Origin of the sequence: Ideonella sp. BN130291, from assembly GCF_036231905.1 — a bacterium.
Lineage (GTDB): Bacteria > Pseudomonadota > Gammaproteobacteria > Burkholderiales > Burkholderiaceae_C > CAMLIZ01.
This window is the reverse complement of the sequence record NZ_JAZARE010000011.1, coordinates 227,152-246,325: the sequence shown is the minus strand read 5'-3', so window position 1 is coordinate 246,325 and position 19,174 is coordinate 227,152. Positions and strand designations below refer to the sequence as shown.

Sequence of the window (19,174 nt, the reverse complement as noted above, 5' to 3'; positions counted from 1 at the left end):
GACGAGCCTCCGATGAACGGTTTTGCCGTCATCTTCCTGCGCGCGGTGGCCATCCTGGCGCTGTGCTGCGCGGTGCTGGGCGTGGCCTCCGCGTTCGCCGAGGACGCGCCGCTGGAAAAGCTGCAGGTCACCGACCCCTACATCGAGCTGCACACCGGCGCCGGCCGCGGCTATCCGGTGTTCCACGTCGCCGCCAAGGGCGAGTGGATCGAGGTGCTGCTGCGCCACACCGACTGGTACAAGGTGCGCACCGCCAACGGCAGGGAAGGGTGGGTCACGCGCCAACAGCTCGAAACCACGCTCACCTCGGCTGGCGGGCAGAAGACCTTCCGCGACGTGCTGGTGGACGACTACCTCAACCGCCGCGTGCAGCTGGGCGCCGCCTGGGGCCGGTTCAAGTCCGAGCCGATGCTGAAGTTCTATACGAGCTATCGCCTGTCGGACACGCTGTCGGCCGAGTTCAGCCTGGGCCAGGTGCAGGGTGTGTTCTCCGGCACCGACTTCTGGCATGTCAACGTGCAGGCCGAGCCCTGGTCAGACCGGCGCCTGTCACCTTTCCTCGGCATCGGCCTGGGCAAGTTCAAGAACATTCCCAACTCCAGCCTGGTGGGCGCCAGCACCACCAACGCCCAGCTGGCCAATGCGGTGGTCGGTGCGCGCTACCACCTGAGCGACCGCTTCGTGGTGCGACTGGACTACACGCTGTACACGGCCTACGTGGCCGACACCCGCACCACCGAATACCGGGCCGTCACCGCGGGCCTGTCCTTCTTCTTCTAAGAACAACCCATGCGCCACTTCTCCAAGCTCTCTTCCTTGCTGGCCTGTGCGCTCGGCCTCCTGCTGCCCAGCGCCCACGCAGCCGACGCGGCGCCCGCTGCGGCGGGCAGCCAGCAGGTCATCGTGCCCGAGGTGGACCGCCGCGACGTGAAACCGCCGCGCATTCCGTCCAACGACTTCGAGGTGGGCCTGTTTGGCGGCACCTACGCCACGCAGAACTTCGGCGCCAGCGCGGTGGGCGGCTTGCGCCTGGGCTATCACATCACCGAGGACTTCTTCGTCGAGGGCGTGTACGCGCAGACCAAGGTGAGCGACGAATCCTTCCGGCAGATCCTGCCGGGCGGCGTGTTCGCCGAAGAGACGCAGACGCTCAAGTACTACAACCTGTCCATTGGCTACAACATCCTGCCGGGGGAGATCTTCCTCGGCAGCAAGCGTGCCAAGGCCTCGGCCGTCTACGTCATCGGCGGCGTCGGCAGCACCAGCCTGCTGGAGCAGAAGCGCCAGACCTTCAACGTCGGTGTGGGCGTGCGGGTGTTCCTGGCCGACTGGGCTGCGCTGCAGGTCGACATGCGCGACCACATCTTCTCGCTCGACGTGCTGGGCAAGCGCCAGAGCACGCAGAACCTCGAGCTCACGGCCGGCGTGACCTTCTTCTTCTGAACCCCATGAATTACCTCCGAAGTGCCTTCGCGAGCAGCCTGCTGTTGCTGTCGCTCTGCGCGCACGCCGTCGCGCCCTCTGCCGCGGCGCCCGACTTCACCCTGCGCGCGCTCGACGGCCCCAACCTGCGGCTGCAGGAGCAGCGCGGCCGCGTGGTGATGGTGAACTTCTGGGCCACCTGGTGCGGTCCCTGCCGCCAGGAGATGCCGCAGCTGAACAAGCTCTACGACAAGTACAGGAGCGCCGGCTTCGTGCTGCTGGGCGTGAACGTGGACGACGACACCAGCAACGCGGCCGGTGTGGCGGGCAAGCTCGGCGTCAAGTTCCCCGTGCTGCTGGACACCGACAAGAAGGTCAGCAAGCTCTACGACCTGAGCACCATGCCGTCCACGGTGATCATCGACCGCGATGGCAAGGTGCGGTACGTGCACCGCGGCTACAAGGACGGCTACGAGGCCACCTACGAGCAGCAGATCCGCCAGCTGCTGAAGGAATGAGCATGCTGCGTTGTCTGCTGGCCGCCATCGCGGCCTGTCTGGTGAGCGGCTGCGCCATCCAGCCCTGGGTCAAGCCGTATGAGCGCGAGCGCCTGGCCGATCCGATCATGAAGGCCAGCCGCGGCGCACTGTCCGACAAGCATTTCGAGCACGTGCGCGAAGTGCGCGAAGGCGCGCATGGCGCCAACGGTGTGCAAGGAGGCGGCTGTGGCTGCAACTGACGCTCTGCTGGCTTGGGCGCGCTGGTGGCAGCGTGCCTTGCAGGCGGTGCTGGGCCTGATCGGCGGCGCGCTCGCCGGTGGTGCCGCCCACGCGGTGGACCTGCCGGAGGACACCGCCGAAGCCATGATCCATGTGTACGACGGCGGCGGCGTCAAGGCCACCGGCCCGGCCCTGCTGGTGCGGAAGAGCATCGCGGACAAGGTGTCGGTCTCCGGCACCTACTACGTGGACATGGTGAGCAACGCGTCCATCGACGTGGTCACCACCGCCAGCCCCTACAAGGAAACGCGCAACGAGTTCGGCCTGGGCCTGGACTATGCCTACCGCGATTCGCTGATCACGCTGTCGGGCACCAGCAGCAAGGAACCCGACTACGACGCGAGCAGCATGAGCCTGGACGTGTCGCAGGAAGTCTTCGGCGGCATGACCACGGTGGCCTTCGGTTTCAGCCGCGGCTCCGACAAGGTGCGCCGCCATGCGGACGAGGCCTTCTCCGACACCGCGCAGCACTGGAAGTACCGCCTGGGCGCCACGCAGATCCTGTCGCCCACCTGGCTGATGAGCCTGAACGCCGAGGTGGTGTCGGACAACGGCTACCTGGGCAGCCCCTACCGGGTGGCGCGTGTGTTCGGCGCCGCGGTGCCAGAGCGCAACCCGCGCACGCGCACCAGCCGGGCGATCAAGCTCGGTGTGACCGGCAACGTGGTGGAGCGCACCGCCATCCACGCCGACTACCGCTACTTCTGGGACACCTGGGCGATCAAGGCGCACACCTTCGACGTGGGCGCCAGCCGCAGCTTCGGCGATGCGTGGTTGGCCGACGCCACGCTGCGTTACTACAGCCAGCAGCATGCGCTGTTCTACAGCGACAACGCCGCGTTCGAGACGACCTATGTGTCGCGCAACCGGCAGCTCAGCAGCTACAACACCGTCGGGCTGGGCGCCAAGGTGGCCTACAAGCTCAAGAGCGTGCCCGGCAAATACGAAGTGAAGCTCAACGGCGCCTACGAACTGGTGCGCTTCAGCTTCAAGGACTTCACCGACATCCGCACCGGCGCGGCCTACACCTACAACGCGAACGTGTTCCAGGTGTTCGTGTCGGCAACCTATTGATCGAGAGAGTGCGTCGCATGTTCCAGCCCACCTTCCGCGCACTGATCGCCGCCGTGTGTTTCGCGGCGGCCCTCGTGCCCCCAGCCTGGGCCGCCGATGCCGCGGCGGCGCCCTCGGCCGCCGCCAGCGCGCCCGCTGCAGCAGTGCCCGCAGCCGCTGCCGCCAGCGCGGCCCAGCCCCAGGCCAGCCTGGACAACCGCATCCAGGATGCCAAGGGCGACGTGATTCGCTTGAACCGCGACCTGCTGGTGCTGGAGGAGGAACTGCTGTTTCCCGCCAGCACGCAGGTGGCGCTGTTCGTGTCCATGGACGTGGGCGCGCTGTTCTCGCTGGATTCGGTGCAGATCAAGCTGGACGACAAGGTCGTCACCAACTACCTCTACACCCCGCTGGAAGTGGCGGCGCTGCACCGCGGTGGCGTGCAGCGGGTGTATCTCGGCAACCTGAAGGCCGGCGAGCACCAGATCGTGGCCTTCTTCACCGGCAAGGGCCCGCACGACCGCGACTACAAGCGCGGCACCACGCTCAAGTTCGACAAGGGCACCGAGCCCAAGTACATCGAGCTGCAGATCAAGGATTCCGAGAAGAAGCTGCAGCCCGAGTTCGACGTGAAAGTGTGGCAGTGACGTGATGCGGCTGTCGGGTTCGGTCTCCTTCGTCTGGCCACGGGCGCGTGCAGTGCGGCGTGCCGTGGTGGCCATGGCCGCCGTATCGGCGCTGGGCGCTTCGGCGGCGGCGCCGCAGCCGGCTGCCCACCTGGTGCAGGACCCGCACTATGGCGACACGCTGTTCCACTTCTACCAGGACCACTACTTCAGCTCGGTCACCAGCCTGATGGTGTCCCAGCATTTCGGCCGGGTGGGCCACCATGCGGACGAGGCCGAGGTGCTACGCGGCGGCCTGCTGCTGTCCTTCGGCCTGCACCGCGAAGCCGGCGAGATCTTCGCCCAGCTGATCGACAAGGGTGCTGCGCCGCCGGTGCGCGACCGCGCCTGGTTCTACCTCGCCAAGATCCGCTACCAGCGTGGCCTGCTGGCCGAGGCCCAGGAAGCGATCGGCCATGTGGAGAACCACCTGCCGCCGGCGTTGGAGGACGAGCGCCGCCTGCTGCAGGCCAACATCCTGCTGGCGCGCGGTGACCATGCCGGCGCGGCCAACGTGCTGCAAGCCATGACGGCCAGCCCGAGTGCGGGCCGTTATGCCCGCTTCAACCTCGGCGTGGCGCTGGTGCGCAGCGGCGACACCGCCGGTGGCACCCGCTGGCTGGACGAACTCGGCCGCACGCCGGCCGAGGACGAGGAGCAGCGCAGCCTGCGTGACAAGGCCAACGTGGCGCTGGGCTTTGCGGCCCTGCACGACAACCAGCCGGAGGCCGCCCGCGGCTACCTGGAGCGGGTGCGCTTGGCCAGCCTGCAGTCCAACAAGGCGCTGCTCGGTTTTGGCTGGGCCGCGGCGGCGATGAAGCTGCCCAAGGCCGCGCTGGTGCCCTGGACCGAGCTGGCCAAGCGCGACCCCGGTGATGCCTCGGTGCTGGAAGCGCGCATCGCCGTGCCTTATGCCTATGCGGAGGTCGGTGCCTACGGCCAGGCCCTGCAGCGTTACCAGGACGCGATTGCCGCGTTCGAGCGGGAAGCGAAGGCGCTGGACGAGTCGATCGCCGCCATCCGCGCCGGCAAGCTGGTGGACGGCCTGCTGGAGCACAACCCGGGCGAGGAGATGGGCTGGTTCTGGACGCTCAAGGAGCTGCCGCAGATGCCGCATGCCGGCCACCTGAGCCAGGTGCTGGCCGAGCATGAGTTCCAGGAAGCCTTCAAGAACTACCGCGACCTGCGCTTCCTCGCCAGCAATCTGCAGCGATGGGCCGAGACCATCGGTGTGTTCAGCGACATGCTCGCCACCCGGCGCCAGGCCTTCGCCGAGCGCCTGCCCAAGGTGCGCGAGCAGGCGAGCCAGAGCGGCCTCGCAGCGATGCAGCAGCGGCAGCAGGCGCTGGCCGATGAGATGAAAGCGGCCGAAGCGCGGGGCGATGGCGTGGCCTTCGCGGATGCGAAGGAGCGCGAACTGATGGAGCGCCTGGCGCGAGTGCAGGCCATCCTGCAGCAGCCGGGCGATGACCCTGAACTGGCCACCGCGCGTGAACGCGCACGCCGCGTGTCAGGCGCGCTCACCTGGCAGCTGGCGCAGGCCCAGCCGGCACGCGCCTGGGCCGCGCGCAAGGGGCTGGAGACCATGGCCCAGCAGCTGGAGCAGGCGCAACAGCGCGACGTCGCGCTGGCGCAGGCCCAGCGCGACGAGCCGGTGCGCTTCGAGCGTTTTGCCGAGCGCATCGCGGCGCTGGACCGGCGCGTGCAGGTGCTGATCCCGCGCGTGCTCGCCTTGAGCGGCGAGCAGCAGCGCCAGGTGCAGGACATGGCCGTGGCCCAGCTCACGCGCCAGAAGGAGCGCTTGGCCGAATACACCATGCAGGCGCGCTTTGCGGTGGCCCAGCTCTATGACCGCGCGTATGACCGCGGCCAGCAGGTGAAGGAGGGCGGCAATGCGGCCCGGTAACAGCCTCACCGTGGTGGCGCTGGCCTGCCTGCTGTGCGCCTGCGCCAGCAAGCGCGGCACACCGGACAACGAACCCACGCTCAAGACCCTGGCCGGCCGCGAGATCGCGGTCGAGAAGGACCCGGGCATCGCCAGCAGCGAAGACAAGGCGATCGCGGCGTATCGCGACTTCCTGGCTGCCGCTCCGCGCGCCACGCAACGCGCCGAAGCGCTGCGCCGCCTGGGCGACCTGGAGATGGACGGCGCGGAGAACCGCTACGCCGCCACCGGCCAGGCGCACAACGGCGCGCCCGACTACCGGCCGGCCATCGCGCGCTACCAGGACTACCTGGCGGCCTATCCCAAGGACCCCGGCAACGACCGCGTGCTCTACCAGCTGTCGCGGGCGCAGGAGCAGGGCGGCGATCTGGAGAGCTCGCTCAGGACGCTGGACCGCCTGGTGCGCGACTACCCGGCCACCGGCTACCGCGACGAGGCGCAGTTCCGCCGCGGCGAACTGCTGTTCACGATGCGCGACTACGCCAAGGCCGAAGCCGCCTACGGCAGCGTGCTCAAGAGCGAATCCAGCGCCTACCAGGAACGTGCGCTCTTCATGCACGGCTGGTCGGTGTTCAAGCAGGGCCGGCTGGAAGAGGCACTGGCCTCCTTCTTCGGCGTGCTGGACCTCAAGGTGGCCGGCCTTGAAGACGAAGCCGACCTCACCGCGATCGCTGCCTTGAGCCGGGCCGACCGCGAGCTGGTGGAAGACACCTTCCGTGTCACCGGCCTGTGCCTGGAGAACCTGCAGGGCGCCGAAAGCATCCCCGCCTTCATCACCAGCGACACCCGGCGCACCTACGAGTTCCGCGTGTACCAGCAACTGGGCGAGCTCTACCTCAAGCAGGAGCGGGTGAAGGACGCGGCCGACACCTACAGCCTCTTTGCCCGCCGCAACCCGCTGCATGCGCAGGCACCGGTGCTGCAGGCACGCGTGATTGAGATCTATGCCCAGGCCGGCTTCGACGCCCAGGCACTGAACGCCAAGAAGGAATACGTCGGCCGCTATGGTGCGGACAGCGAGTTCCGCCGCACCAACCCGCAAGGTTGGGAACGCGCGCAGCCGCTGGTCAAGACCCACCTGGCCGAGCTGGCCCGCCGTTATCACGCCAGCGCGCAGAAGAGCAAGGCCAGCGCCGACTACCAGGAAGCGGTGCATTGGTACCGCAGCTACCTGAAGGCCTTCCCGTCCGAGCCCGACACCGCGCAGAACAACTTCCTGCTGGCCGAGCTGCTGTTCGAGGACAAGCACCATGCCGAAGCCGCCGTGGAGTACGAGAAGACGGCCTATGGCTACCCCACGCATGAGAAGAGCGCCGACGCGGGTTATGCGGCGCTGCTGAGTTATGCCGCGCTCGAGAAGGCGGCACCGGCCGCGGAGCTGCCGGCGCTGCAGCGCACCGACGTGGCCAGCGCGCTGCGTTTTGCCAAGACCTTTGGCAGCGACGCCCGCACCGGCCCGGTGCTCACGCATGCCGCCGAGCAGCTCTACGCGCTGAACGACACCGAGCAGGCCACCAGCGTGGCGCAGCAGGTGCTGGCGCTGCAGCCGCCGGCCGCCGCGGCGCAGCGGCGTGTGGCCTGGACGGTGGTGGCCCACACCGCCTTCGAGCGCGGCAGCTTCGACCGCGCCGAGCAGGCTTATGGCGAGGTGCTGGCGTTGACCCCCGAGAAGGACGCCGCCCGCGCCGACCTCACCGAACGCCTGGCGGCATCTGTGTACAAACAAGGCGAGAAGGCCCGTGCCGATGGCCAGGCGCGCGATGCCGTGGCGCACTTCGCACGGGTGGCCACCGTCGCGCCGCAATCGGCCGTGCGCGCTACCGCGCAGTACGACGCCGCCGCGCAGCTGATCGCGCTGAAGGACTGGGACGCTGCGGCTCGCACGCTGGAGGATTTCCGCCAGCGCTACCCACAGCACCCGCTGCAGGGCGAGGTGAGCACCAAGCTGGCGCTGGCCTACAGCGAGAAGGGCCAGTGGGGCTCGGCCGCGGCGGAGTTCGAGCGCCTGTCCGCTGCCAAGAAGGAGCCCGAGGTGGCGCGTGCCGCGCTCTGGCAGGCGGCCGAGCTGTATGAAAAGGCCGGCCAGCGCGCGCCCGCGGCCAAGGCCTACGAGCGCTACCTGCAGCAGAACCCGCAACCGCTGGAGCTCGCGGTGGAAGCACGTTACCGGCTGGCCAAGATCGCCAGGCAGGACGGCAACTCGGCGCGTGAGCTGGCCCTGATGAAGGACGTGTTCCAGGCCGACCAGGCTGGTGGCACCGAGCGCACCGCCCGCACCCGCACCCTGGGCGCCACGGCGGCGCTCGCCCTGGCGGAGCCGGTGCTCGAGGGCTACCGCAAGGTGGCACTGGTGGAGCCGCTGGCCAAGCAGCTGAAGCTCAAGAAGACCGAGATGGAGAAGGTGCTCAAGGCCTACGCCGTGGCGGCGGACTACGGCGTGGCCGAAGTCACCACTGCAGCCACCTTCCACACCGCCGCGCTTTACCAGGACTTCGGCAAGGCGCTGATGACGTCTCAGCGCCCCAAGAAGCTGTCGAAGGCGGAACTGGAGCAGTACAACGTGATGCTGGAAGAGCAGGCGTTTCCCTTCGAGGAAAAGGCCACCGAGCTGCATGAGCTGAACGCACGTCGCACCGCCAACGGGATCTACGACCCCTGGGTGCAGAGCAGCCTGAAGGCGCTGGCGCAGTTGCGGCCCGTGCGTTATGGCAAGAGCGAGCGCAGCGAAGGAGCAATCGATGCGATCCGCTGACACGCTGCTGCGCGCCGGGCTGCTGGCGGCGCTGTGCGCGCTGGCGGGCTGTGGATCCTTGCCCGAGGCGCTGGGTGGCAAGCCGGCGCCGGCGCCTGCAGGCGCGGCGCCGGCCGCGTCGCCGACGACGACCGCAACCAACCCAGCAGCAGCGCCGGTGGCCCGCGCTGCCCCCACGACGCCGGTGAACCCCTCGGTGCAACGTGCCTTTGACGATGCACTGCGCCTGCTGCGCGCCGGCCGCACCGACGAGGCCGAACGCGCGTTGCGCGCACTGGCCCAGTCCAAACCGGAGTTCGGCGGCCCGCATGCCAACCTGGGCCTCATCCATCGCCAGGCCGGCAAGCTGCCCGAGGCGGTGGCCGAGCTCGAGCGGGCGGTGCAGGCCAGCCCCGAGCAGCCGCTGTACCTCAATCAGCTCGGCATCGCCTATCGCCAGCAAGGCCAGTTCGCCAAGGCTCGCGAGGCCTACGAAAAAGCAATGGCGCTCGACCCGAACTACGCCGCGGCCGTGCTCAACCTGGCGGTGCTGCACGACCTGTACCTGTGGGACGGCGCCCGCGCGCTGGCGCTGTACGAACGCTATCTCGCGCTGTCGCCCGCCGGCGACCCGGTGGTGAGCAAGTGGGTCGCGGACCTCAAGAACCGCAAGCCGCCCGCGGTGGCGGCCAGCGGCAAGGAGAAATCATGAAGATGCTCGCAGCATGCCTGGCGGTGCTGTGCCTGCCCGCATGGGCGCAGACACCGCCGCCCGCTCAAAGCCCGGACCAGGCCAACATCGACCGCACCCAGATCATCGGCAACCGCGAGTTGCCCAAGGTGCTCTACATCGTGCCCTGGAAGAAGCCCACGGCGGGCGACCTGTCCGGCCGCCCGGTGGTGAGTGTGCTCGACGAGGCGCTCGCCCCCGTGGACCGGGATGTGTTCCGCCGCCACGTGCAATACGACGCACAGGTGCAGGCGCGTGCTGCGGCAGCGCAGCCGAAATGAAGTGATTGAAGACTCAAAGCGACTTTGGAGAGTGACCCCATGAATGCATTCAGCACGGCAGTGAAGTTCTTCCAGGACTGCGGCCTGTTCATCTATCCCAGCCTGTTGATCATGGCGCTGGGCCTCGCGATCGCGATCGAGCGCTTCATCTTCCTGAACAAGGCCCGCAGCGAGAACCGCAAGGTCTGGTCGCATGTGCTGCCGATGCTGCAGCAGGGCCAGTTCAAGGAAGTGCACGGCATCACCGCCAAGTCCGACGCCGCGATCGGCAAGATCGTGAGCTATGGCCTGGCCCGCATGCAAAGCCCCGGCCGCCGCGAGGACCTGGACGCGGCGATGGAGGAAGGCATGATGGAAATCGTGCCGCGCCTGGAAAAGCGCACCCACTACATCGCCACCTTCGCCAACGTGATCACCCTGGTGGGCCTGCTGGGCACCATCATCGGCCTGATCAAGGGCTTTACCGCGGTGGCGCAGGTGAACCCGGCCGAGAAGTCCGAGATGCTGTCCGCATCGATCTCGATCGCGATGAACAACACCGCGTTCGCGCTGATGGTGGCGATTCCCTTCCTGCTGATCCATGCCTTCCTGCAGGCAAAGACCAGCGAGATCGTGGACGGGTTGGAGGCCGCGAAGATCAGCTTTCTGAACCTGGTTCAGCGCTTGAAGGCTGAGCAGGGGCGCTGAGTTCATGGACCGAGCGAGACAAGTGGGCTGGGCGACCAGCCCCGTTCATGTCCCCCGGCCGCGGCCTGCGGCCGCGGCCTCCTCCTTTACTTCACTGCGCTGGCCACCCAGCCCACTCGTCCAATCACCGATGGGGCCGCTCGCGGCAGTGCTCCCGTGGTGCCAGATCGGGCCGGTGGGGCGTTGTGCAGAGCGAAGTAAAGGAGGAGGCGTGGGCGCAGCCCGCGCCGGGGGACATGAGCGGCGCACAGCGCCCCGCCGGCCCGATCCCGCCCGATCGCCGAAAAGAACAACACCGCTGGAGCAACCCCCATGCGAGTAAGACGCCTGCGCAAGACGCCGGCCCACCTGGAGATCACGGCGTTCATCAACCTGATCGTCGTGCTGGTGCCGTTCCTGCTGTCCACCGCGGTGTTCTCGCGCCTGGCGGTCATCGACCTCACGCTGCCGGCGCAAAGCAGCGGTGCGGTGGAGCAACTCAAGCCCGACAACCTGCAGCTCGAGGTGGTGATCCGCCCCGACGCGCTGGAGGTCGGCGACCGCATCGGCGGGTTGATCCAGCGCATCCCCGTCACGGCCAAGGGCCAGGACGTGCACTCGCTGGCCGCGCTGATGGTGCAGATCAAGACGCGCTTCCCGGACAAGGCCGACGCCACCGTGCTGGCCGAGCCGAACACACCGTACGACACGCTGGTGCAGGTGATGGATGCGATGCGCTCGGCCAACACGGCCAAGGACGGCAAGGTGGTGAAGGCGGACTTGTTTCCCAACATCTCCGTTGGCGATGCGCCGGTGAGGAAGTGACATGAACCAGCCCCCACGCTCACTTCGTTCGCTGCCCCCCGCGGGGGCGTCAGTACCTTCGGACGGCCGGGCGGTACCGACATGAAACTCACCCCGATCCAGAAACGCGCGGAACGCAAGAACCGCAACCAGACGATGGTGGACATGAACCTCGTCTCGTTGATCGACGTGTTCACCATCCTGATCTTCTTCCTGCTCTCCAGTGCGGGGGGTGTGGAGCTGCTGCCCAGCACCAAGGCGGTGAAGCTGCCCGAGTCGGTGTCGGAAAAAAGCCCGCGCGAAACCGTGGTGGTGGTGGTCAGCGGCACCGAGATCCTGGTTGAAGGCCGGCGCATTGCGTCGGTGACCGACACCTTGGCCGGGCAGGGCGATCTGATCGAGCCCCTGAAGGCCGAGCTCGACCTGCAGGCCAGCCGCCAGGTGATCCGCAAGGAGAACGAAGGGCAGGCCAAGGCCGTCACGCTGATGGGTGACAAGGACATCCCCTACCAGCTGCTGCGCAAGGTGATGTACACGGCGGCCCGCGCGGGGTTCAGCGACGTATCGTTTGCCGTGCGGCAGAGGGGGTCGTGATGAGCGCCACACTCGCCGTTTCATTCCGCGCGCCGGTCCTGCCATGGTCGGTGTCCAGCGACGACGAGGTGCGCTTCAAACGCATCGTGCAGCGGGTGCTGCTGGTCAGCCTGCTGCTGGCCATTGCCTTGCCGTGGTTGCCGGTGATGAAGGAAGACCGGGCCCGGCCGCAGGAGCTGCCGCCGCGCCTCACCAAGCTGGTGCTGGAACGCGAAGCGCCACCGCCACCACCACCCCCGGTGGTGAAGGCGGAGCGCACGAAAGAGCCACCGGTGCCCGCGCCGACCGCCAAGGCGGAGGCCGCCAAGCCAAGCAAGCCGGTGAAAGCCGAGCCGACGATGAAGCATGCGGTGGCGCCCGAAGCGCGCAACCCGCAGCCCAACAAACCGCCCGGTGAAGTGCTGGACGGCATCCGCCGCAAGGCGGCTGGCGTCGGCCTGCTGGCCATGAGCAATGAGCTGGCAGAACTGCGCGGCGCGCCGGTGGCCGTGCAGCTCAACCAGGACATCAAACCGGGGAAGGGGGTCGGCAGTGGTGTCGGCGTGGGCGTGGGAGCGGGCAAGGAGCCCGGCCTGCCGGATCGATCGCTGATCACCTCCAACGCCACCGGCGGCAGCGGCGGCATCAACACCGCGGGCTACAGCCGGGACACCGGCGGCGGCGGCCTGGCCGGCCGGGCCACCACGCTGGTGGCCGGCGTGGCCGGTGGCGGCGGTGGGGGTGGCGCAGGCGCCGGCGGTGTGCGCGGCGGCAAGGGCGACGGCAACGGCATGGGCGTGGGCAGTGGCGGCGGCAAGGGCGGCACCTTGCAGGCCGGCGGTGGCGGCAAACCGTCGCGCTCGATCGAGGAGATCCGCCTCGTGTTCGAGCGCAACAAGGGCGCGATCTACGCGATCTACAACCGGGCGCTGCGCGAAGACCCCTCGCTGCAGGGCAAGGTGGTGCTCAAGCTCACGATCGCACCGGCTGGCAACGTGGTGGACTGCCGTATCGAGTCCAGCGATCTGCATGCCGCCGAGCTGGAAGGCAAGTTGCTCGCGCGCATCCGCCAGTTCGACTTTGGCGCCAAGGACGTGAACCAGATCGTGATCACGTACCCGGTGGACTTTCTCCCGTCCTGATGGCCCACCCTCGGAGCGCCTGCGGCGCTGCCCCCTCAAGGGGGCGCCGCCAGTGGCCTGGCGGAGCCAGATCCACGGCGGCCGCTGGGCCGCGCTGCTGCGCAGCTGCGGAGGCTGGAGGTACTCACGCTTCCAGGTCTTCGTGGTGCGCGATGGCGCCGCGCTTCCAGTAGGCGCTGGCGCGGACCGCGTGGCGGTCCAGGCCTTTTTCGTCCACCAGCACGCGACGCAGCTGGGCCATGGTGCCGGCTTCGCCGGCGCACCAGGCGTAGCCCTCGCCGGGCGGCAGCGTGAGCCGGCGTGCGGCAGCGATCAGGCCTTCGGCATCGTCCACCCATTGCAACTCTACGTTGGCGCGGCTAACAAGCGCGCGGCGGTCTAGCGGGTCCACCTGCAGCAGCACGATCGCGTGGGCGCCGGCGGGCAGCTCTTCCAGTCGGCGCGCGATAGCTGGCAGGGCGGTGTCATCACCGGCCAGCAAGTGCCAGTCATGGTCCGGCGAAATGACGAACGAACCGCGCGGTCCGGCCACAACCACCCGTTGGCCGGGCTGCGCCTGGGCCGCCCAGGCGGCGGCGGGGCCATCGCCATGCAGTGCGAACTCCAGCACCAGCTCGCGGGCAGCGGCGTCGTAGCGGCGTGGCGTGTAGTCGCGTCGCACCGGCTCCGACGCGCCCGTGTCCAGGATCAGCTTCACATGGTCGTCGAAGCCGCTGCTGGCGAAGCCATCCAGCGCGTCACCGGTGAGCGTGATGCTGCGGATGTGCGGGCTGAGGTCGTGCACACGCAGCACCTGCAGCTCACGGCGGTGGATCTCGTGGCGGATGCGCTGCACACGCGGCGCGCTCAGGTGGTCGCTCATGGCGTCGGTGTCCTGTTTGGTTGACAATGTCACCCATCATGACCAAGTCAGTTGATAAAGTCAACCATGCGCGAACGATGCTGGGCGACGATGACGTGCTGGAGCTGGTGCACACCGTGATGCATCAGTACCGGTCGCTGCAGTACCAGGTGCTGCGTGACGGGCCACACGACATCACCCACATGGAAAGCAAGGTGCTGGGCTTCTTTGCCCACCATCCCGATGCCACGCAGAGCGACCTGGTGGCGCACAGCGGCCGCGACAAGGCGCAGCTGGCGCGCCTGATCAAGGGCCTGCGCGAGCGGGGGCTGCTGGAGGCGCAAGCCGACCCGGCCGACCGACGTAACCTGCGGCTCGCGCTCACCGTGCAAGGCGAGGCCGTGCAGCGCGCCTTGCGCCAGCAGGGACAGAAGGTGAGGGCGCTGGCCGTGGCGGGCCTGAGCGACAAGGAGCGGGCGCAACTCGCTGCGCTGCTGCAGCGCGTGAAGCACAACCTCGACGCTCACGACTGAGTGCCAGGCTGCGCCCGATGGCGGGCTCAGGCCCCGTAGTGGCTGAGGAACAGGTCCACCGCGGACGTGGCCACCTGGCGCTGCGCGCGCGCATTCAGCTTGGGCTGCCCCATCGCCACCTGCGGCCAGAAGGCCGCGCCCTTGACCAGGCTCTCGAGCTGCTGGGCAGCCAGGGCCGCATCACCTGCCTTCAGGCGGCCATGTTTTTGCGCCGCCCGTATCCAGCCCACCAGGCCGCTTTCCTTCTCGCCCAGGCGCTGCACCATCTCGTGCGCCTGTTCCGGTGTGTGCAGGGCGCGGGCGATCGCCACGCGGGCCAGGTCCAGGAAGCTGTCGTCGCCCAGCAGCGCCATCTTCTGCATCATCAAGGCGACCAGCTGGTCGCGCAGCGGCGCATCGGGGTCGTAGGGCCGTTCCTCCAGGCTGGCGCTGCAGCGCCAGAGCTCGCGCAGGATCTCCTCGAAGAGCTCGTCCTTGCTCGGGAAGTGGTTGTACAGCGTGCGCTTGGACACCTCGGCGCGCGCAGCCACCTTGTCCACGCTGGTCGCGTCGAAGCCATTGGCGCGGAACTCGGCGATCGCGGCCTGCACGATGGCTTCGCGTTTGCGGTCGGTGAGGCGCTGTGCCGGGGTCATGCACAAATCTTACACCGGACGGTTTACTTTTCCGAAAACGAAACTACACTGTGCAGTGTACTTATCGCGTTGCCAATGTCTGTCGCCTCATGCGACGCAAGGAGCCCGCCGCATGACACGCCTGTCCCGTTCACTGCTCGCTGCCGGAGTCATCAGCACCATGGCCTACCTCTCCCTTTGTGCCTGCACCACCTTGCCCGCCGCCCATGCCGATTCACCGCAGCAGCGCGACGGCAAGTTCCACAACGTGGTGCCGCGCCAGGCGCCGGGTTTTGGCAAGACGCTGCAGATCAGCTGGCGCTTCATGACGCAGAAGCCCGATACCACCGTGCCGCGCGCGCCCATCCCGGTGCAGGCGCTCAGCACCGAAAGCCTGCTGCAGGCGCCCGACAACAGCCTGTACCGGCTGGGGCACTCCACCATGCTGCTCAAGCTGGGCGGCGCGTTCTTCCTCACCGACCCGGTGTTCAGCGAGCGCGCCTCACCGGTGCAATGGGCCGGCCCCAAACGCTTCCATGCCCCGCCGATCAGCATTGCCGAGCTGCCGCCGATCAAGGCCGTGGTGCTGTCACATGACCACTACGACCACCTGGACCACGACGCCATCCTCGAGCTCGCGCCCAAGGTGGCGCTGTTCATCACGCCGCTGGGCGTGGGCGACCGCTTGATCGCGTGGGGCGTGGACCCGGCCAAGGTGCGCCAGCTTGACTGGTGGCAGCAGACCACGGTGCAGGGCGTGCGCCTGGTCGCCACGCCGGCACAGCACTTCTCCGGGCGTGGGCTGAACGATGGCGACCGCACGTTGTGGGCGTCCTGGGCCATCCTCACCGACGGCCTGAAGGTGTTCTTCAGCGGCGACACCGGCTACCACGCCGATTTCAAGACCATCGGCGAACGCTTCGGGCCCTTCGACGTGACGATGCTGGAGACCGGTGCCTACGACGCCCAATGGCCGGAGGTGCACATGCAGCCCGAAGAGACCCTGCAAGCGCACCTGGACCTCAAAGGCGGCTGGCTGATGCCGGTGCATAACGGCACCTTCGACCTCGCGATGCACGCCTGGCATGAACCTTTCGACCGCATCCAGGCGTTGGCCGACGCGCGCGGTGTGCCGCTCGCCACGCCGCGCATGGGGGAGCGCTTGTCGCTGAAAGCGCCGCAGGCGGGCGAGCGCTGGTGGCGTGAGGTTCAGCCGCCCAGCACGGCGTCGTCCCAGGGCCAGCCCAGCACTTCGGCGAGCCGGCGCACCACCCAGCCGGCTTCCGCACCGCTGAAGCCGGAATCGGCCGAGCACAAGCCGGCGTAGCTGCGCGCGAGCACCTCGTCCTGCGACACGCCGAGGTCGTGATGCACCTGCTGGCTGTGGTCCACCAGCTGTTGCGCCAGGTCCTCGCAGAGCTCATAGCGAGCGCGCAGCTCGGCCATCGGCACGCTCAGGCGCTGGCGCGCGTCGCTGTACAGCGCGGTGAACGAGGGCGGGACGTGGATCTGGTTCTCGTCGGACATGAGGGCATTGTCGCTAGCCGGTGAAGGCCTGCGCGACCAGGCGGCCCACTTCAGCGTGCACCTCGGCGAGCCGTTCGGTGGACCAGGACGATCCGCTGAGGTAGCAGGCAACGAGGATCGGTGGACGCCCGGGTGGCCACGCGATGGCCACATCGTTCACGGCGCCGCGCGTGCCGGTACCGGTCTTGTCGCCGACCTTCCACCCCGGCGGCAGGCCGGCGCGCAGCCGCTGCAAGCCGGTGGGCGAGGCGGCCAGCCAGGAGATCAGGCGCTCGCGTGAGGCGGCCGAGAGCACATCGGCCGTGAGCAGCTTTTCCACCGTGCGAACCATCGCCTTGGGTGTGGTGGTGTCGCGCTCGTCGCCGGGCAGGTTGCTGTTCAGCGCAAGCTCGTACCGGTCCAGCCGCGTCACCGTGTCACCCAGGCCGCGCACGAAGCGGGTGAGCTTTGCAGGCCCGCCAATGCGGCGCAGCAGCAGGTTGGCCGCCGGGTTGTCGCTGACCTCCACGATCGCCTGGCACAGCGTCTCGACGCTCAGCCGGCCCTCGGCCAGGTGTGCCGAAGTGACTGGCGCATGCGGCACCATGTCGGCCTGGCCGTAGGGCACCGCCTCCTCCAGCGCGATCGCCTTGGCGTCCACCTGGTGCAGCACCGCCGCCGCGAGCAGCAGCTTGAAGGTGGAGCACATCGCAAAGCGCTCGCTGGCGTTGAAAGCCAGCTCGGCCCTCGATGCGGTGTCCAGCGCGTACACGCCGATGCGCCCGCCCGTGCGGGCCTGCAGGGCAGCAAGCGCGGCGCTGGCGTCGGCGGGTGCGGCCCGCGCAGCGCCGCTGGCAGCCCATGGCAGCAGCGACCACAGCAGCGTCCGGCGTCGGATGGCGCCGCTCACTTGCTGCGCCCGTCGTAGGGGATGCGCTGGAGGGCCGCGAGGTCCACGCCCTCCAGGCAGCGCACGTTCACCGCGGCTTTCGGCTTGCCGGCCGGGTCGGTGCCCTGGCCCAGGGGTGCACAACCGCAGTTGGGGCAGAACTGGTGCCGGATCACGTGTTTGTTGAACAGGTAGGTCGAGAGCTGGTCTTCGCCTTCATGGAAACGCAGGTTCTCCCGCGGCACGAACCACAGCAGGTAGCCCTTGCGGCTGCAATGCGAACAGTTGCACTCGATGGCCTGCTGCAGGTCGCCTTCGACTTCGTAGCGCACGCGGCCGCAGTGGCAGCTGCCTTGGTAAAGCATCTCAACATCTCCTTTTTCGCAAATCGACGGACGGCAAACGATAGCCCACGACTGGACTGCGGCAAATCCCGGGGGGCATGCAGCTTGCCGAACCAGGGTACCGGGCCACCTCGGCCCGCCCACATCAAGGACAGACCACATGTCAGACAGCTACGACACCCTGGCGGTGCATGACCGCATGCGCATCCTGCTGAGCGAACCCTGGCAGGTGGCCTACTGGACGCGCGTGCTCGAAGTGTCGGAGGACGAGTTGCGCAGCCTGGTGCGGGAGGTCGGCAACGAGACGCACCTGGTGCGCATCCGCCTCACCGAACTGCGCGAAGCCGCCGCTGAAAGCCAGCAGGCGGCCTGACCGAGGCGTCGCCGGGCTGCTGCGGCGGTTCAGAGGGCACTGGTGCGCCCGCCTTGCAGGCGGTGCAGCACGTCGGGCAAGGCCAGGCTGCGAGTGAGCAGCGCGGTCATGCTCTTGGCGCAGCGCTGCGGCACGTCGGCGAAGCGGGTCCAGGCGAATCCGTCCATCTCCGGGCGGGAGCGGCCCCAGTGATCGACGAAGTGCGATCGGCACACCAGCCGGCCGGTGTCCACCCGCTCGGTCAGGGCGGCGAACAGGTAAAGGTCCTTGCCCGGTCGGTAGAGGAAGCGCCCAAGGTCCAGCAGCTGCGCGGGCTCGAAGTGCAGGCTGGTTTCTTCGCTGGTCTCGCGCAGGGCGGCCTCGCATTCGGTTTCGCCTGGGTCCATGCCGCCTTTGGGAATGTCCCAGTAGGCCGTGCCGGTGGCGTGGCACAACAGCAGCTCGGCCTGGCCGTTGAGCACGAGGATGCCGCAGCTCGTGGTCTTCATGGCCTCATTCTGCGCGCTCGCAACGGGCACGGCATTCGCAGCAAGCCCTTGCCATGTTGATCCGTTGTCTTCTCGCTTCATGGGTGCTGTGCGCGGCGTGGTCGGGCGCGCCTGCTGCTGCTGCTGGCGATCCGGATCTGGCCGCGGTGCAGCGCGCGATCATCGAGCAGACCAACCGGTTTCGCGAGGCGAACGGCCTGCGGCCCACCACGCCCGCGCCGGAGCTGAACGACGCCGCGCGGCAGTTTGCGCAGTTCATGGCGCGCACCACCAGGTACGGCCATGAAGCCGATGGCCGGCAGCCGTCGGATCGGGCCATGGCGGCTGGCTACGAGTTCTGCCTGATCGCCGAGAACATCGCGTACGAATACAGCTCGGCCGGCTTCCAGGGTGCGCAGCTCGCTTCGCGGTTGGCCACCGGCTGGGAGCAGTCACCGCCCCACCGGCACAACATGCTGGACCCGGATGCGCGTGAGACCGGCGTGGCGGTGGTGCACAGCAGCGTCAACGGCCACTACTACGCGGTGCAGATGTTCGGCCGCCGCATGACGCAGGCGATCCGGTTCCGCCTGGGCAACACGGCGCCGGTGGCGGTGGACTACCAGCTGCAAGGCAAACGCTACACGCTGCCGACTGGCGTGACGCGGACGCACCAGGTGTGCCGGGCGCCGGCGGTGGAGCTGCGCCTGCCCGGCGAACGCGAGGCGGTCACCGTGCGGCCGGCCGACGGCGAGCGCTATCTGGTGGAGCGCGCCGGCGCCAGCGGCCGCCTGAACGTCGTAGCGCGCCGCTGAA

The 19,174-nt window shown here is 68.4% G+C and carries 24 protein-coding genes; 18 read left to right on the top strand and 6 right to left on the bottom strand.

Features of this window, described 5'->3' with window-relative positions:
* Window positions 1-12: 12 nt before the first annotated feature.
* The 14 genes from VPH43_RS22650 (at window position 13) to VPH43_RS22585 (ending at window position 12,791) form a co-directional block, all read left to right on the top strand.
* Entirely contained in the window at window positions 13-780 is a 768-nt protein-coding gene (locus tag VPH43_RS22650) for an SH3 domain-containing protein (protein WP_328580034.1), read from the top strand.
* Window positions 781-789: 9 nt separating this feature from the next.
* The gene (locus tag VPH43_RS22645; RefSeq protein ID WP_328580033.1) at window positions 790-1,443 is read left to right on the top strand and encodes an outer membrane beta-barrel domain-containing protein; all 654 of its coding nucleotides are present in this window, start codon (window positions 790-792) and stop codon (window positions 1,441-1,443) included.
* A 5-nt stretch (window positions 1,444-1,448) separates the two neighbouring features.
* Complete coding sequence (locus VPH43_RS22640; protein ID WP_328580032.1) at window positions 1,449-1,940, top strand: peroxiredoxin family protein; 492 nt, start codon at window positions 1,449-1,451, stop codon at window positions 1,938-1,940.
* A 2-nt stretch (window positions 1,941-1,942) separates the two neighbouring features.
* The gene (locus VPH43_RS22635; RefSeq protein ID WP_328580031.1) at window positions 1,943-2,161 is read left to right on the top strand and encodes a DUF4266 domain-containing protein; all 219 of its coding nucleotides are present in this window, start codon (window positions 1,943-1,945) and stop codon (window positions 2,159-2,161) included.
* A complete protein-coding gene (locus VPH43_RS22630; RefSeq protein ID WP_328580030.1) occupies window positions 2,148-3,275 on the top strand; it encodes a DUF3570 domain-containing protein in 1,128 nt (375 codons plus the stop codon). The genes VPH43_RS22635 and VPH43_RS22630 overlap by 14 nt, the downstream gene beginning before the upstream one ends.
* Before the next feature lie 17 nt (window positions 3,276-3,292).
* Entirely contained in the window at window positions 3,293-3,901 is a 609-nt protein-coding gene (locus tag VPH43_RS22625; RefSeq protein WP_328580029.1) for an AraC family transcriptional regulator, read from the top strand.
* Window positions 3,902-3,974: 73 nt separating this feature from the next.
* On the top strand, window positions 3,975-5,825 hold the full coding sequence (locus VPH43_RS22620) for a tetratricopeptide repeat protein (protein ID WP_328580028.1): 1,851 nt from the start codon (window positions 3,975-3,977) through the stop codon (window positions 5,823-5,825).
* Window positions 5,812-8,616 carry a tetratricopeptide repeat protein gene (locus VPH43_RS22615; protein ID WP_328580027.1) on the top strand — a complete coding sequence of 935 codons (2,805 nt, stop codon included), beginning with the start codon at window positions 5,812-5,814 and terminating at the stop codon, window positions 8,614-8,616. The genes VPH43_RS22620 and VPH43_RS22615 overlap by 14 nt, the downstream gene beginning before the upstream one ends.
* Window positions 8,603-9,307, top strand: a complete 705-nt coding sequence (locus VPH43_RS22610; RefSeq protein ID WP_328580026.1) for a tetratricopeptide repeat protein — start codon at window positions 8,603-8,605, stop codon at window positions 9,305-9,307. Before VPH43_RS22615 ends, VPH43_RS22610 begins: the two co-directional genes overlap by 14 nt.
* Complete coding sequence (locus tag VPH43_RS22605) at window positions 9,304-9,606, top strand: hypothetical protein (RefSeq protein ID WP_328580025.1); 303 nt, start codon at window positions 9,304-9,306, stop codon at window positions 9,604-9,606. The genes VPH43_RS22610 and VPH43_RS22605 overlap by 4 nt, the downstream gene beginning before the upstream one ends.
* Before the next feature lie 39 nt (window positions 9,607-9,645).
* On the top strand, window positions 9,646-10,293 hold the full coding sequence (locus tag VPH43_RS22600; protein ID WP_328580024.1) for a MotA/TolQ/ExbB proton channel family protein: 648 nt from the start codon (window positions 9,646-9,648) through the stop codon (window positions 10,291-10,293).
* A gap of 312 nt (window positions 10,294-10,605) precedes the next feature.
* Window positions 10,606-11,097, top strand: a complete 492-nt coding sequence (locus VPH43_RS22595) for an ExbD/TolR family protein (RefSeq protein ID WP_328580023.1) — start codon at window positions 10,606-10,608, stop codon at window positions 11,095-11,097.
* Window positions 11,098-11,178: 81 nt separating this feature from the next.
* Window positions 11,179-11,670, top strand: coding sequence for an ExbD/TolR family protein (locus VPH43_RS22590; protein WP_328580022.1), 492 nt, complete (start codon window positions 11,179-11,181; stop codon window positions 11,668-11,670).
* The gene (locus tag VPH43_RS22585; protein WP_328580021.1) at window positions 11,670-12,791 is read left to right on the top strand and encodes an AgmX/PglI C-terminal domain-containing protein; all 1,122 of its coding nucleotides are present in this window, start codon (window positions 11,670-11,672) and stop codon (window positions 12,789-12,791) included. The genes VPH43_RS22590 and VPH43_RS22585 overlap by 1 nt, the downstream gene beginning before the upstream one ends.
* A gap of 124 nt (window positions 12,792-12,915) precedes the next feature.
* Here VPH43_RS22585 and VPH43_RS22580 read toward each other — a convergent pair whose 3' ends face one another.
* The gene (locus tag VPH43_RS22580) at window positions 12,916-13,653 is read right to left on the bottom strand and encodes a siderophore-interacting protein (protein ID WP_328580020.1); all 738 of its coding nucleotides are present in this window, start codon (window positions 13,651-13,653) and stop codon (window positions 12,916-12,918) included.
* Between the two features lie 38 nt (window positions 13,654-13,691).
* Here VPH43_RS22580 and VPH43_RS22575 point away from each other — a divergent pair, with 38 nt between their 5' ends.
* Window positions 13,692-14,165, top strand: coding sequence for a MarR family winged helix-turn-helix transcriptional regulator (locus VPH43_RS22575; RefSeq protein WP_328580019.1), 474 nt, complete (start codon window positions 13,692-13,694; stop codon window positions 14,163-14,165).
* A gap of 26 nt (window positions 14,166-14,191) precedes the next feature.
* On the opposite strand, the gene VPH43_RS22570 is transcribed toward VPH43_RS22575, so the two are convergent.
* On the bottom strand, window positions 14,192-14,800 hold the full coding sequence (locus VPH43_RS22570) for a TetR/AcrR family transcriptional regulator (RefSeq protein ID WP_328580018.1): 609 nt from the start codon (window positions 14,798-14,800) through the stop codon (window positions 14,192-14,194).
* Window positions 14,801-14,960: 160 nt separating this feature from the next.
* Here VPH43_RS22570 and VPH43_RS22565 point away from each other — a divergent pair, with 160 nt between their 5' ends.
* Window positions 14,961-16,106, top strand: coding sequence for an MBL fold metallo-hydrolase (locus tag VPH43_RS22565; RefSeq protein WP_328580060.1), 1,146 nt, complete (start codon window positions 14,961-14,963; stop codon window positions 16,104-16,106).
* Here VPH43_RS22565 and VPH43_RS22560 read toward each other — a convergent pair.
* Genes VPH43_RS22560 through VPH43_RS22550 form a run of 3 tightly spaced genes read right to left on the bottom strand, consistent with a single transcriptional unit; the run spans window position 15,989 to window position 17,539 of the window.
* Window positions 15,989-16,306, bottom strand: coding sequence for a hypothetical protein (locus VPH43_RS22560; RefSeq protein WP_328580017.1), 318 nt, complete (start codon window positions 16,304-16,306; stop codon window positions 15,989-15,991). The genes VPH43_RS22565 and VPH43_RS22560 overlap by 118 nt on opposite strands.
* 13 nt (window positions 16,307-16,319) lie before the next feature.
* On the bottom strand, window positions 16,320-17,195 hold the full coding sequence (bla, locus tag VPH43_RS22555) for a class A beta-lactamase (RefSeq protein ID WP_328580016.1): 876 nt from the start codon (window positions 17,193-17,195) through the stop codon (window positions 16,320-16,322).
* Window positions 17,192-17,539: a GFA family protein gene (locus VPH43_RS22550; protein ID WP_328580015.1), complete on the bottom strand. Its 348-nt coding sequence runs from the start codon at window positions 17,537-17,539 to the stop codon at window positions 17,192-17,194. Before VPH43_RS22550 ends, bla begins: the two co-directional genes overlap by 4 nt.
* Before the next feature lie 139 nt (window positions 17,540-17,678).
* On the opposite strand from VPH43_RS22550, the gene VPH43_RS22545 reads away from it, so the two are divergent.
* On the top strand, window positions 17,679-17,891 hold the full coding sequence (locus VPH43_RS22545; RefSeq protein WP_328580014.1) for a DUF3606 domain-containing protein: 213 nt from the start codon (window positions 17,679-17,681) through the stop codon (window positions 17,889-17,891).
* Window positions 17,892-17,920: 29 nt separating this feature from the next.
* Here the strand turns inward: VPH43_RS22545 and VPH43_RS22540 are convergent, their stop codons facing one another.
* Window positions 17,921-18,379 carry an NUDIX domain-containing protein gene (locus VPH43_RS22540; RefSeq protein ID WP_328580013.1) on the bottom strand — a complete coding sequence of 153 codons (459 nt, stop codon included), beginning with the start codon at window positions 18,377-18,379 and terminating at the stop codon, window positions 17,921-17,923.
* Between the two features lie 53 nt (window positions 18,380-18,432).
* Here VPH43_RS22540 and VPH43_RS22535 point away from each other — a divergent pair, with 53 nt between their 5' ends.
* On the top strand, window positions 18,433-19,173 hold the full coding sequence (locus VPH43_RS22535) for a CAP domain-containing protein (protein ID WP_328580012.1): 741 nt from the start codon (window positions 18,433-18,435) through the stop codon (window positions 19,171-19,173).
* The last annotated feature ends 1 nt before the right edge of the window (window position 19,174 follow it).